At 41.2% G+C, this 12,613-nt stretch carries 14 protein-coding genes and 1 pseudogene; 1 reads left to right on the top strand and 14 read right to left on the bottom strand.

The window, feature by feature from the left end:
- Positions 1–208: 208 nt before the first annotated feature.
- From AAEZ00_RS10210 to AAEZ00_RS10190, 5 genes are all read right to left on the bottom strand, one after another.
- Complete coding sequence (locus tag AAEZ00_RS10210) at positions 209–1,198, bottom strand: alpha/beta hydrolase (RefSeq protein ID WP_124012967.1); 990 nt, start codon at positions 1,196–1,198, stop codon at positions 209–211.
- Positions 1,199–1,347: 149 nt separating this feature from the next.
- On the bottom strand, positions 1,348–1,815 hold the full coding sequence (locus AAEZ00_RS10205; protein WP_351088623.1) for a hypothetical protein: 468 nt from the start codon (positions 1,813–1,815) through the stop codon (positions 1,348–1,350).
- Between the two features lie 267 nt (positions 1,816–2,082).
- Complete coding sequence (locus AAEZ00_RS10200) at positions 2,083–2,874, bottom strand: EcsC family protein (protein WP_124013017.1); 792 nt, start codon at positions 2,872–2,874, stop codon at positions 2,083–2,085.
- A 389-nt stretch (positions 2,875–3,263) separates the two neighbouring features.
- The gene (locus AAEZ00_RS10195) at positions 3,264–3,680 is read right to left on the bottom strand and encodes a GFA family protein (RefSeq protein WP_124012965.1); all 417 of its coding nucleotides are present in this window, start codon (positions 3,678–3,680) and stop codon (positions 3,264–3,266) included.
- 896 nt (positions 3,681–4,576) lie between these two features.
- The gene (locus AAEZ00_RS10190; protein WP_101033557.1) at positions 4,577–5,119 is read right to left on the bottom strand and encodes a carboxymuconolactone decarboxylase family protein; all 543 of its coding nucleotides are present in this window, start codon (positions 5,117–5,119) and stop codon (positions 4,577–4,579) included.
- A 111-nt stretch (positions 5,120–5,230) separates the two neighbouring features.
- Here AAEZ00_RS10190 and AAEZ00_RS10185 point away from each other — a divergent pair, with 111 nt between their 5' ends.
- On the top strand, positions 5,231–5,845 hold the full coding sequence (locus AAEZ00_RS10185) for a TetR/AcrR family transcriptional regulator (RefSeq protein ID WP_351088622.1): 615 nt from the start codon (positions 5,231–5,233) through the stop codon (positions 5,843–5,845).
- Between the two features lie 579 nt (positions 5,846–6,424).
- On the opposite strand, the gene AAEZ00_RS10180 is transcribed toward AAEZ00_RS10185, so the two are convergent.
- From AAEZ00_RS10180 to AAEZ00_RS10140, 9 genes and pseudogenes are all read right to left on the bottom strand, one after another.
- Positions 6,425–7,006 (bottom strand): antibiotic biosynthesis monooxygenase, encoded by a 582-nt coding sequence (locus AAEZ00_RS10180; protein WP_101033553.1) that lies wholly within the window; start codon positions 7,004–7,006, stop codon positions 6,425–6,427.
- 295 nt (positions 7,007–7,301) lie between these two features.
- Positions 7,302–7,403: pseudogene (locus AAEZ00_RS10175) on the bottom strand (DUF1643 domain-containing protein); the annotation flags it as partial.
- A 95-nt stretch (positions 7,404–7,498) separates the two neighbouring features.
- On the bottom strand, positions 7,499–8,209 hold the full coding sequence (locus tag AAEZ00_RS10170; protein WP_101033551.1) for a DUF8692 domain-containing protein: 711 nt from the start codon (positions 8,207–8,209) through the stop codon (positions 7,499–7,501).
- Positions 8,210–8,827: 618 nt separating this feature from the next.
- Positions 8,828–9,001, bottom strand: a complete 174-nt coding sequence (locus AAEZ00_RS10165; RefSeq protein ID WP_232772110.1) for a hypothetical protein — start codon at positions 8,999–9,001, stop codon at positions 8,828–8,830.
- Between the two features lie 334 nt (positions 9,002–9,335).
- Positions 9,336–10,019 (bottom strand): hypothetical protein, encoded by a 684-nt coding sequence (locus tag AAEZ00_RS10160; protein ID WP_351078759.1) that lies wholly within the window; start codon positions 10,017–10,019, stop codon positions 9,336–9,338.
- 148 nt (positions 10,020–10,167) lie between these two features.
- Positions 10,168–10,557 (bottom strand): septal ring lytic transglycosylase RlpA family protein, encoded by a 390-nt coding sequence (locus AAEZ00_RS10155; RefSeq protein WP_101033546.1) that lies wholly within the window; start codon positions 10,555–10,557, stop codon positions 10,168–10,170.
- A gap of 786 nt (positions 10,558–11,343) precedes the next feature.
- A complete protein-coding gene (locus AAEZ00_RS10150; protein WP_101033544.1) occupies positions 11,344–11,598 on the bottom strand; it encodes a DUF5676 family membrane protein in 255 nt (84 codons plus the stop codon).
- Between the two features lie 103 nt (positions 11,599–11,701).
- Positions 11,702–12,097, bottom strand: coding sequence for a cupin domain-containing protein (locus AAEZ00_RS10145; RefSeq protein ID WP_101033542.1), 396 nt, complete (start codon positions 12,095–12,097; stop codon positions 11,702–11,704).
- Positions 12,098–12,245: 148 nt separating this feature from the next.
- A complete protein-coding gene (locus AAEZ00_RS10140; RefSeq protein ID WP_124012959.1) occupies positions 12,246–12,584 on the bottom strand; it encodes a TraR/DksA family transcriptional regulator in 339 nt (112 codons plus the stop codon).
- Positions 12,585–12,613 lie beyond the last annotated feature (29 nt).

Raw genomic sequence — 12,613 nt, 5'->3', positions numbered from 1 at the left:
TTTCCGTTTGAATGGCTTATTGAGCTAAGTCGCCGTGGGGCACAAAAGACATCGACAAACCTTACTGCAAGTCGGTTACATTCTCGAACGGTTATTAACCACTGGATAAAAACAGTCTTGGTCACAGCCAATATCGGACTTGTTCAACACTTGGGATAAGCCCGCGGCGTCGCGCGGCCTATCCTTATTGGTTAGACATACAATAGGACTACTTAATCGCTCTTTTAAGCCACGGCCCAATAAGATTGTGTGCATTCAAAATGATAGAAAAATGATTTTCTTTATCGACGATTTTAATTTCCTTGCGCACTTTGTTGTCACTATTATTTTGCGCAAACAGGGTCACTTTTATGGGGTCAAACGCTTCATCTTGCTTTCCAATCCATAATCCAAATTGCTGTAAATCAGATAACTGAAGATCAGGAGAGTGTGGGGTAAGCGCATTTGACATATTTACGGTGTTAAATGGAACGATTTCAGGGTTTTTGCTTAACACAGCATCGGGGAAATTGAATCTAACCGCCTTGGAATGACCTAAAAATAAACCGCCACTTATAGTATTAATAATAAAGTTTGACGTTTTCACAGTAGAAAACTCAATACCTATATTTTCACCCTTGTCGTAGTTGGTTTCTGAACGAAAGCCAAAATACGGAGCAAGAAACACATACCCTTCAACCTCCGCTCTTTGATCCCAACTCGAATAATTAAGCGCTAGGCCTGCACCACTGGAATGCCCGCCAATAAAAATAGGCATATCTGGATATTTATCACGCGCAACTCTGACGATGGTATTAATATCAGCCCACACTTGTTCAACATCTGGGGCATCACCTCGATCACCTTGTGAACTACCATGTCCTCGAATATCTGGCATATATACCGCTATATCAAAATCATCACGTAATCCAACACCAATGTGGTTATAGATCAGCCCACTATGAGCACCCGCTCCATGATAAAAAATCAAAACTGCTTGCGGTTTTAGTGGCAGATACGCGCGATATGCTAAAGACACATTATCAGTTGCTGATATGTATTCAACAGGCTGTAGCGGCTTTTTATCACCCTCTTTTATCTCAGCAAGTGAGAAAAACGTTTCGCTAGATTGCTCTAATGGACTGGCGAGTAAATTATGAGCCAAAAAAATTGATGGCAATATTACCGCAATATTCATAAGCATCGATTTTAACTTCATAAAATTTCCTTTATTTAAGTCGTTCTGGAGCATTAGAATAATAAAACTACCAAAGTGGCATACACAGTCATTTTATGCGACTAATGCCGCAATATGCCCCAAGTAAAGACTTATCTAAATCATATGGCCATATAATTCTCAATGATGTGTTATGCATCTTCTTTCTCTGTCTTTTCTATAGTCGCACTTAATTTTTGATATATACCGAGCGCCACAATTAAAATTGCGGATACCATGATGAGCAAAGCCGGATACAGTAAAAGGCTAATGTCTTTCGTACCTGCTTTAAATATAAAAACCAACCCTTCAATGCTGACGGCAATAGTAATGATTACAATTATTTTTGTAATGGTTCTTCTTGCTTCTTTAGGGTCTCGCAGCTCTTTGTCCTTAAAGACTTCTTCTTCCATCATATACTGTGCAACATCAATAATGGCTGCCGCGATTATTATAGCGGCTACAGCCTGAAGCATTAATGGAATAAATCCAGAGTCATCCTTTATAGCGGAAATGACATCATAAACAGACCACAGCATAATTATCAGGGATAGGATGATAAGGACCACAGCCGCGAACAAATGAACGCCAGCGAATATAGTATTAAACAATTTTTTCATATTTTTTTGACCTTTAAAAATTTATCAACAAATGAGGCCCTGTCTGACATCGAGTAGCGCCCTAACGAGACTATAGAATGTCAAAAATGAAAATGATGCTTAATAGGTTTCACTCTTCAAGCTCACTCTTTTTAACGTCGCGCACAAGGTAAAATAGGTTTTAGAGAAATGTGACAGCCTTAATGCCTCGTTAAACGGCGGGAAAAGTTAGCTATGATTTGTGAGCAGCGAGCACAATAAACCATTTAGTATCGGTTCAACAATGTGTTAACCATTTTTAGGTAAAACATTATAAGCATTCTTTACTGTATCATATCCATATACACGCTCTAATTTTCGAATAATAAAATGCCCTCTCGCCATGTCTTGAAAGTGGTCAATAAATAAAGTATTGATGATTGCACCACCCGCAGCGCCTATAGCAGGTACAGCTTGAGCCGCGGCTTTTTGAGTAACTTGAACACCAAACTTTTCAGCAATTTTAGAAATTAGCTTAATTAACACAGGAGCGGCTTCATCGGTAATACCTTTTTTAACCATAAATTCAGCCGCTTCAGAGACTGATTTTGCAAGAGCGGCTCTGATGGCAAAATAGCCAGATTCACTACTATCATCTAAATCACTTTCGCCACCCAATGCGAACACTTCTAAACAAGCCATTTTTGTTTCCGGTGTGGTAATCAACTCTCCTTCACTACGGGCAATATCAGCTATAGAACGCAGCATTATTGATGTTGAAATAGGCAGTTCAACAGCTATCGCTGCCAAGCCAAAGAATCCCCCCACACCCCCACTCACTGCTGCGCCAAATTTATGCCAATGATTAGACGATTCTTCTCCGGGAATATCTTTCATGGTAAAGATTGCCGCTTCAGACGCTTTGAGCAGCGATTTCTCTGTCACTTTAGCGATATTTTTATGCCAATTATCAGGTAATAAGGCTAAACCTTTTTCAATAGGGGTACCTATAAAATGAGTTATTTTTACCGCGAGCCCAGGGTTTTCTAATAATGATTTGGCCACTAAAAGCTCTTTTTTATGTGATTCTGAAATATTCAAATAAACTCCTTTATGGTGAAGCAATACAAGCAAGCGGTTCTGCATTGCGTATTCAACTGATGCTGGCTATCGCGGGCATGATTTTTCCATCATGACCAGAGAGAAAATCAGCCTTAGCAACCCGCAAAGGGAGCGCCGCCACACGCAAATCGTATCCAAAAATGTCACGTCAAATCGGTCGGAATTTCGATCGGTCAGTGACATAATAAAGCCTCTTAGTCACGCCCCACTTCGGGCATGTTCAGCTCTCGGGATAGGACGCGGCTTCGCGCGGCCTATCCTTATCGTTAGAAGTACATTGACGCATCAATTATTGATAAGCAATACTCAATTATGCTTCCTATACGCTTGCCTTACTTTCGAAACAACCTCTCGAGACGACCGGTCTATTAACTCAGTCCCATTTTTTCTGCAGTTTCGGCACCAGTCAGGTTTACCGTTTCATTTTCGAACCGATAAAACGAAGGCTTATCGTCTATAAAATATTGATTCTCAACAATAAAATATTCATTATTATTGAAAGCACCCGCTAGGATCATATGCTGATTACCCTGCAATCGATAAAATAAATGGCTACCGCAATTTTTGCAAAACCCACGTTCCGCCCATTCAGACGACTTATAGACTGAAATACTCTGTTCATTTTCGAACGAGACACTATCACCACAGTAAACAGCCATTTGTGGTCCTCCATTCCATTTGCGGCACATGCTGCAATGGCAAACACCCACGCTATTGCCACTTTGAGCGGCAAATTTAACGGTGCCACAAAGGCAACTTCCACTGCTGTTTTTTACATCTGACATCGTCATTCTCCTGGGTAATTAATCATTGTCAATGTCCGAGTAATAAGCATCCATATCACTGACAAGTGCTGCATAACGAGTTATTGGATATCGAATCATAGTCTACATCAATCGATATTCTGGATTTCTTCAACAATTTAGAGATGGCTTCAAGAATGTAGAGATTTGTAACCTTAGACTTGAAAGTTCTATCTGTAAATGCTCGCCTCTTCATCACCTTCTCGCACTTTAAACACCAACTTGCTGACGCTGGCCGGCTTTTGGGGAATAAAAAATGCGTGCTTTGACTGATGTACGCCCAGCATGGGCATCAACTGATGAGTTAAAAGTCCTCTGCAGCAAGATCATCGTTAAGCTAACTTATCGTTATTAAGCGTTAACGATTAGCCAATGGGAAGGGCTTGACCGCGATAACGGATTGAGGCCGCTAGCACAATAAATGTTTAAAGAGTGCGAGCTGATAAACATCATATGAGGCGTAGGCTAGAAGTGAGTTGGCAGAGGCTGATCTGCATCGCAAGGGTGTTGCACATTTTTAGGCGTAGTGGATCGGATTTCATTAGGGGCCGCTAGACTGTTAAGCCCGTATCGATTATAAACATCAGCACAGTACAAGCGTTTTTAGCGGGACATGATTCGTATCAAAAGCAATGACAAGACTGAACGGTTGAATAAAAGATAAAGGCCAAAAACTGTCGCTAGACTCACCGAGAGCGTCCGTATATGGCTCAGTTTATTGGTCGCGTAAATACGTTCTTGCCTTGTTGCGCCCCCATGGCAATTCGGTAACTCACTAGGCGCCTCGTCACGGCAATAAGCTATCTTCGGCATCCTGGGGAATAGTGCGAATACTAAAAAGGCAGCCTAGGCTGCCTTTCGTTATTTAAAAAATCTCATTATTTTACGTATTTTTTAAAGGCTTCATCAACCGGCGTATCTGCCAAGTGATTAGTGTAGTTGCTCATTACTTTTTGAGATAAGCCAACAATAATTTCTAAAAGTTGTTGTTTACCATAACCTGCCGCAAAGAATGTTTCTATTTGCTCATCGCTTATCACACCGCGCTCGCGCGTCATTGCCAGTGTTGTTTCACGTAAAACCTCAAGCTTAGGGTTAGCAAGTGGGGTTTTGTTAACTAATGCATCAACAATGTCTTGATCTACTTTCATTGCCGCTGCAATGCCACTATGAGCGGGGACGCAGTAGTGGCAGTTATGCTCAACATTAATTGATTGCCATACCACGGTTAGCTCTTGTGCATTGAATGATGTTTTTTGAAACAGCTCATGCAGTACTTGGTAACCTTTAAGTAAGGTCGGTGCTTCAGCCATTATTGCATGTAGGTTAGGTAACATACCAAATGCGGCTACCGAATCGGCGAGTAAAGGTTTTGCTTCTTCTGGTGCGGTCTCGGCTGTGTATAACGTAAATTCTGCCATGTTTGGCTCCAATAAAAATATAAATATAAGTAACGTGACAACAATACTATTTGATTTTGAGCGCCTGCTCAAGTTAAAATTGAGCAATTGTTCAAATTGATTGGAATTAACATGGTAAACAAGGTTAAATTTGAGCGCGAGAATGTCATTCGCCTAGCTAGCCAACTGTTTTGGGAAAAAGGTTTTCATGCTACTTCTACGCGCGATTTACAAGACGCCATTAACATGCGTCCTGGCAGTATTTATTCTGCATTTGGCTCTAAAGAAGGGCTATATTGTGAGTCGCTTAAAGACTACACCCTAGATATGAAAAACCAAATAGAAGGCTTTTTATCGACTTCCGATTCTATAGTCGGTGGGTTGCACGCATTTGTAGAAAATGTGCTGATTAAAACCAAAGCTTGCAGCCCAAGTGCCATTTGCATGCTAGTAAAAGCAAACAGTGAATTTGCCGATAAAGACAGCCATTTATATGAACTGAGTGTAGATTTAGCCGCTAAATTTGAAGGCTATCTTACGGCTATTTTTGAGCAAGCCATTGAGCATAATGAGCTAAGCGATAAGTTGTCGGCAATAGAGTACGCGCGCTTTTTTCAGGTTCATTTTACCGGATTACGCGGCTACGTTAACCGGCCTGGCGTTGAGCCATTAGCTCAACCGATGATCAATCAAATGTTTACCGTGATGAAAAACCTATCAATTTTCCCGGCTCAATTTTTTGAATAAAAATGGCAGATAAATGCTATCGTTTTAATGTCTGATGTTAAGTAATAAATTTTAACTTGAGTATGGCAGGGCTAAACGCTATCTCATCTAAGCAATAAGCAACAGGCGGTAATTGGGCTGCCATCATGAAGCAAGTCTGGCAATTCGAAAACCTGTGGCTGACAAAAAAACCATGGGTGGCTTAACTGAATGAAGCGGACAGCGGTTGTTAACCTTACCTCAAAGCCTTTGCATTGATCCTTAAAACGACGCTTTAGAAAAATGTTACCGATAAAGAGAGCTTTGTGCAACAGAGTCAAAATCATATTTAAACTCAAGGTCTTGACCAATATTGCGCGCTTTTGTCTCCCGTAACACGACTGTTCGCACCACCAAACTAATGCTGAAGATTTGGGTAAGGCGCTAACCCATCATCGCCAAGTACCGCCTTTGCTTTATCAATCCCCCTAGGCAGAGAGATCTGCGATGCTCACTTCATTACCGATAATGTATTTTCGATTTTCAAGGTGCATATCTAACACTTAATAGTGCCCGCTCCGCTTCAGACTATATGAGCCCGCGGTTGGGCCATAGAGTGTCTCAACGGAATAACCATCGCTGGATAAGTCGTGTGTAACGAGGCATGACCCAATAGACCATAAGAAAAACCACGGTCCCTGTTACGGCAAGCGTCGTTATAAAATGATTATCGGGAACGTGCAAGAGTCGCAACACTGGTGCAATAACTATCGGAACACCCAGCACTAAAGGGTAGATAGCGGACCATGTCACTATGTACTGCTTCCAGCGCACGGGTACTTTAGCTTTGGCCCTTTCTGGGGTAAACCAGAAATCCAGTCCACTACTTATAAAGAAGTCGTCGCCAGTAGCTAATAGCGGCTTAACCTTTTCGATCAAACGAGAGCGAGTCGGCGACTCCATCCATTGCTGCAAATGTGATCGTGTGTCGAATCGGATAATGATCGTGTATGTTCCGGTTAGTCCAGAAATCGGACGGACGATGTGCCAGTCCAGATGGCCTGGCGAGGCTTTGCAAAGGGGCGCAATTTCATTAAACCAATTTTCGTATTCAGCGTGCTTGCACTCACGCACTCTATGGGTAATGACAACTGTCGCCCCTTCTAGATCGCTGGCGCTCTCAGAAGCTGTATCTGTATTCATAATATCTGTGGCCTAATATTGCTCAACACCTAATAACTGGCGAAAAATTGTGGGCTAAAATGAAGTGAAGCACAATAGCCCGCGGTTTTTACTTCAATTAATTGACTTGTTGAACGTCCATTAGTGCAGTTTTTAAATCAACGTTTAAATCCGCTTTTAAATAAAATGCCTGTGCAGACCCGCTAGATTAATTCATCTTCAGAAGATGAAGTTTGCCGGCATACCTTTAACGGCATAAGCACAATTTAAGTAACCGTCTTCATTGCCCCATAAGACAACAACACCGCCATCTTAGCTAATTGAGACAGCTATCGTTGCCTGCACCAATGGGATCACCTTGTATGTTGATCTCACTTGGCTCTGTAGCACGATATGCAAATAAATTTGTCATCCAAACACCACTATAGCCCTATGGCTTCGCAAAATGGATACCACATGTAATGGTAGGATGGTGTTCAACTTCATTTACTGTTGATGGATTTAAGCTAATTATCATTGCAAAAGACTTTGATTAACCCCAAGTTCGCCATCAGCGGCGCTAGGTACTAGCATCCGTTTGAATGGATCGGTTGAGCTGAATTCACTCTCCAGAAATTGATGTGATGTATTCACGAAGTAACTACACCAAGCTACAATTCCTAACCATTTTGCACCGTCTTCGATAAAATATTCCCAATGACCTAGAAGCCGCCACAACTCTGGCGGAAGAATAGCGTCAATAACAACAGAAAAACCAAGAAATACTAACGCCAACAATAAAAAATAGTAATTTGTTTTCAAAATAAGCGATCTAAAAGTGAGTAGATAAGCCGATACCGCAACGCCCAGAATCAGGTAGACCACCTTTTCATTCAATCCAAGATACTGAGATACTAATGAGTCATGAAATTGGAATAAATCGTCAAGCATCAAATAAAGCGTCAATAGGGCTGAATAATATAAAAAATTAACTATCTCTCTTTGGTTGCTATGGCGAAGCACCCTTGCCATAAAAAAGCATATTGACACGACCGCGCACCACAGAAGAATGCCCAGACTTGAAAGAAACCCAGAAAGAGGATGGATGTTACCTATCGCGGCAACATCTCGCGTCATAAGAGGAATATCAACGTCAAAAATAAAGCTCATCTCCGCTACCACTACTAATGCAGATATAGAAGCAATAAAAGTAAATAACAATTGTCTACTAGGTATTTTTTTCATCACAGAAATCTCCATTTTCTAGTAAGCCTAACGCCGATGCTCAACGGCACCGGCTGTGAGGGCGCTGTAATCTCAACGTATCATTCCGACGAGAAGACAAACCCGTAAAAAGAATAGACTATGCCATCACCTTCTGCTTCATCAATCTGATTGTTATACATTAGCTTGTCCTCTACCGCATCAACAGACTCATCCTAAACCTTGGATGATATATTGTTCCTGATATACGCTAGGCGTTCATCGACACGCTCTGAAAAATTATTGCCCCATCCAATTATGTAAAGTGTCAAGCGAGGGCGCCATCGGAACGACTTATATAAGCCCATCTTTTCTAATGAAATAACATTGCTTCTTTGTACATTTATTACGCTAGTTTTTTTTACGACAGTCTTTTACGATTATTTAAACGTACAAATTGAACGGGAGTTATCAATAAATGGAGTGTAGACAGAAAAATATAAGTCATACGGCTGATTCAACTTAGCAGAAGATACTTGATATCAATCAAATAGAAATAGGGTTACTGGTTTCAGGTATTATAGATAAAACACACCGCCAAGGTTGGCAATTTGAAGCGCCGTTTTCGATCTAAATGCTCACTGTACTCAGTTAATGCCGTCAAGCCCTAACCGCACCGTTAAATAAACGCCCCAAATCGATGATAATGTTAAGCCTGTTCTCTACTGGGATGTTGAGCCTATCTAGAATGGGTTGGCTGCTTGAGCTTTTATCTTCACAGATAATTCGGCCCGTATCGTCTACCAGCACAATGTAGCCTTTGACGCTAAACATGAAGCTAACCATCTTGGGTGGCAATGCTTTGCTGTGGCAATGCGTTAATGTTTTGTTCGAGATGTTACCGACTATCATAATGGCTCAATGATAGACACCAGGCGAGATCTGTTTTAGAAACGACACTCAATCGTAAAATTGAGTCGGTTCATTGATGTGGAAACACGTAGTAATTCCGTCTAACAGACAACATTCGGCGTTGACGCTTAGATCTATATATTTTAGTACTGTGACGCGGGGATATTGTCACCCATGACCTCCCTCTGGGAGATATGGGTTAGATAGGCCTAGTCATTTCAATAAAAATGGATACCTCTAGCTATAAGTCATTTCCCTATGGGGGTAAATACCCACGGCCGTTTTTAGCTAAATTACTCACACCTACAGTCTCGTCATTTAGCGCGCTGCCGTAATTATCACGACAATGAACACAAGGGCTCATTTTGTTGACGAAGCGGCCTTTTTTAGTATATTTTCTCAAATAAGCATGTGAAATCTCGACATTCTGTCGATCTAGTCCAATAGCATCGCCCAATTTTTGCCTCAAATCACTTACCGCGACATCTTCAGCACACATGTTGTCATTTGCACACCCCCAACCTATAGTTTCCTTGCTGGGATCGCTGTGTAAATATCTAGCCGCAACCCAAGGACCACCGTGGTAACCCGTTGGCTTGCCATCAGGAAAATTAGAGGGCCTATTTGCCTGCTCGTAGGCTATGAGTTCAAGCTTGTCTATTGGGGCGCGATCGCAGAGAGTATCGTGAAACGCTGGGCGCGCTGTGGTTACAAAATAATTATGATTGTGACTGATTTTTAAATCACGACAATAGTGTGAATCTTCAACGTTGTTTATGCTTTCTATCTCAGCTACGGCATCACTGCAGGCTACTATTTTGTCACCCACATTGAGATCTACAGCCTTTATCCAAGCCTCAGCAATAAGGTAAAAACGATGTTCTTCTACAACAAGCATCGACGTTTTTAATTCACCAATAGAATATTCAATCTCTATCATATCTTTAGCAACACTTCTCAATATCAGTTCAATCGGGTTAAGTTAAAGCGCTACAAACGTGGAATTAATAACCTTACATATCAATGGCTTGTTATGAAAACCCCACTAATAAAGGCTAAACCAAGCCATATAATGCAATCGCTATGTGCTACCGGGCTATTTCTATTTTAACGTTAATTACACCATTAGATATATTGCCAATACTGCTGAAAGCAGACTTTGAAAGATCAATGATGCGTCCTTTAACAAATGGGCCACGATCATTGATTTTAACGATAACGCTTTTACCATTATTGGTATTGGTAACTTTTACATTTGAACCAAAGGGTAAATCTCTATGCGCGGCTGTTTTTTGATTGTGCTTATATAGATCACCGCTAGCTGTTTTTCTGTTTTGATATCTATCTGCATAGAATGAGGCTTGTCCAGACTCAGTGAAGCCTATCCAGTTGTCACCAGCACCAGGCTGAATCGAAGTACAACCTGCTAAAATACAGGAAAACGTTAAAAACTGAATTTTTCGTGAAATGGCTACCATTTTTTGTCTTTTAGTGTGTTCACATAACGAGCCTGAAGAATAACTCGTTTTGTTGTCATTTAATCATGTCATAAACACTAACTGACTTTGAATAGTGATTCAAATGAAACCGCTATTTTCATTGATCATTACGCTGAACACCATTTTGGTATCCTAGAAAGGGTTTCGGTGGGGTTATCGGTGAGCAATTTGGCAAACTATTACCTTGACGTTCTGCCAATTCAGGCTTGTGTTAACTTTTTAATATTACCAACGAGACAATAAATCTGCCATTAGGTATTCACTGTTTGTTGGCCGAATGAAAGCTACAGCCAGCCATGGTTATCATCAATAACATAGCCTCTTTCATCAGCATTCACATTAAGCGAAACAGGCAAGTGATGGCTCCCCGCTCATTAACAAGAGTGCATACGCACGGGTGTCAATCACAAAGATAATCGCGAGTTCAAGAATGCGTGGATAAGCCCCATCGCGGCGATGCTCATATTATCAGTTGTCATATTGTCAGTTGTCACATTATCAGTTGTCATATTGTCAGTTGTCACATTATCAGTTGTCATATTATCGATATCACACAACAATGCTTACCCACAACACCTGAACAGCTGTGGCAACTTTCCATCTGCCGGGAGAAGGCGAGTTATCCAAACCCACTATCGTTTGTCTTGCATTGACCAATATCAGTTACCATTGAAGAAAGGTAATAACAGACTAATGCTTTACTATCCGCCAACACTAATAGGCGTCCATGTTTATTTGAAAATCACGGTTATTTTAACATCATGTTTATTTTAACATATTATAGATAACGGCTACTAACCATACACTTATGCCAGCAACACCCGACCAAGCAATTAGACCGATAAAGAAACCAGACCACGTTAGAGTCCAATTCATATCCGATAAATTAGCATGCACCATGTGCCCCGAGATTAACATCATAGGTTCCGGAAAAAAATGTACCGTGGCGCTACAAATAACCCAAAGTAATGCAAAAGAAATTGCTGCTGAAATAGCCATTGTTGTAGGTTTTATACTCATAGCTTCCTTTAATATCGCTAGGGTTAAATTGAGTTAAAAAACATAATGCTTTATGTAGAAGCAACATGTAATTGACGAATATAGTGTCCCTGTTTAATTTTTGTTATGTCTCGACTGGGCACTCAGTGCTATGTTCTGTTGGTTGTGGCGTTATCGTCATCACCTTAACTCCGTCCGGTGATTCAAAGCGATGCCAAATCCCCTTTGGAATGACTAATATTTGACCCGATGATAATTCGTTACGCTGTTGTTGATGTTGGTTTAATAAAATCAAGGTTGTTTCACCACCTAACACCTGAACGAATTCGTCACCATTAAGGTGCCTTTCCCACTCACTAAAACCTGAGTAATGAGCCACGTATATTCCGCCATCTCTATATTCTGATAACAAAGTAAAAGCATCTTTTGCTTCATCGGCAGTCGTTTCAGCTGTTCTATTTTTGAGAAACTTAACTTTCGACAACGCATCTTTAATTGTGATTGCTATAGATTTAGACACTTACGGGATCCTTGTAGCTATATAATGGCTTAATAACTGACGAAAAGTCGTGGCCTAAACGTGATCGTAACGAAAATAGTCCGCGGTTTTAAGTCCTATTGATTAACGTATTAAAGATAAATCTATCAATCAAAGGTCACTCTATCAATCACTTATCTGCACACTTGATGCATAGCGAGTAAGACGGGTCCACCTCTAGTCTGCGGATGTTTATCTCTTCCCCACAGGTGAGGCAAAAGCCAAAATCATCAGCGGCAATTCGGCGCAACGCGCCCTCAATGCTTAAGATCTGATGTTCACGCCGCACTTTTGCTTCAATCGCCATGCTTTGCGCACGCATCGCATCCATTCGGCTTAGCCTACCAACGGCCGATTGATCCAGTTCCACGGCCTTTGCTGCGTCGTCAGACGTGCTACTTAGGCTCATGAGTTCAGACCGCAGTTGCAGCAACTGCTGTTTGAAATTTTTGATTTGCGTTTCGTCCATCTGCGTATGCACTCCGTTCTATCGCATTA

It is taken from the genome of Shewanella sp. S1-49-MNA-CIBAN-0167 (assembly GCF_040310145.1).
GTDB lineage: Bacteria > Pseudomonadota > Gammaproteobacteria > Enterobacterales > Shewanellaceae > Shewanella > Shewanella psychromarinicola.
Note: the sequence above shows the minus strand (reverse complement) of the source record. Positions and strands in the feature narration are given on the sequence as shown.

Bases quoted from the DNA above. Each gene is read 5' to 3' on its own strand.
- AAEZ00_RS10210 (WP_124012967.1), bottom strand. From the start codon at position 1,198: ATGAAGTTAAAATCGATGCTTATGAATATTGCGGTAATATTGCCATCA.
- AAEZ00_RS10165 (WP_232772110.1), bottom strand. From the start codon at position 9,001: ATGTTTAGCGTCAAAGGCTACATTGTGCTGGTAGACGATACGGGCCGA.
- AAEZ00_RS10170 (WP_101033551.1), bottom strand. From the start codon at position 8,209: ATGAAAAAAATACCTAGTAGACAATTGTTATTTACTTTTATTGCTTCT.
- AAEZ00_RS10190 (WP_101033557.1), bottom strand. From the start codon at position 5,119: ATGGCAGAATTTACGTTATACACAGCCGAGACCGCACCAGAAGAAGCA.
- AAEZ00_RS10185 (WP_351088622.1), top strand. From the start codon at position 5,231: ATGGTAAACAAGGTTAAATTTGAGCGCGAGAATGTCATTCGCCTAGCT.
- AAEZ00_RS10150 (WP_101033544.1), bottom strand. From the start codon at position 11,598: ATGAGTATAAAACCTACAACAATGGCTATTTCAGCAGCAATTTCTTTT.
- AAEZ00_RS10195 (WP_124012965.1), bottom strand. From the start codon at position 3,680: ATGTCAGATGTAAAAAACAGCAGTGGAAGTTGCCTTTGTGGCACCGTT.
- AAEZ00_RS10160 (WP_351078759.1), bottom strand. From the start codon at position 10,019: ATGATAGAGATTGAATATTCTATTGGTGAATTAAAAACGTCGATGCTT.
- AAEZ00_RS10140 (WP_124012959.1), bottom strand. From the start codon at position 12,584: ATGGACGAAACGCAAATCAAAAATTTCAAACAGCAGTTGCTGCAACTG.
- AAEZ00_RS10205 (WP_351088623.1), bottom strand. From the start codon at position 1,815: ATGAAAAAATTGTTTAATACTATATTCGCTGGCGTTCATTTGTTCGCG.
- AAEZ00_RS10180 (WP_101033553.1), bottom strand. From the start codon at position 7,006: ATGAATACAGATACAGCTTCTGAGAGCGCCAGCGATCTAGAAGGGGCG.
- AAEZ00_RS10155 (WP_101033546.1), bottom strand. From the start codon at position 10,557: ATGGTAGCCATTTCACGAAAAATTCAGTTTTTAACGTTTTCCTGTATT.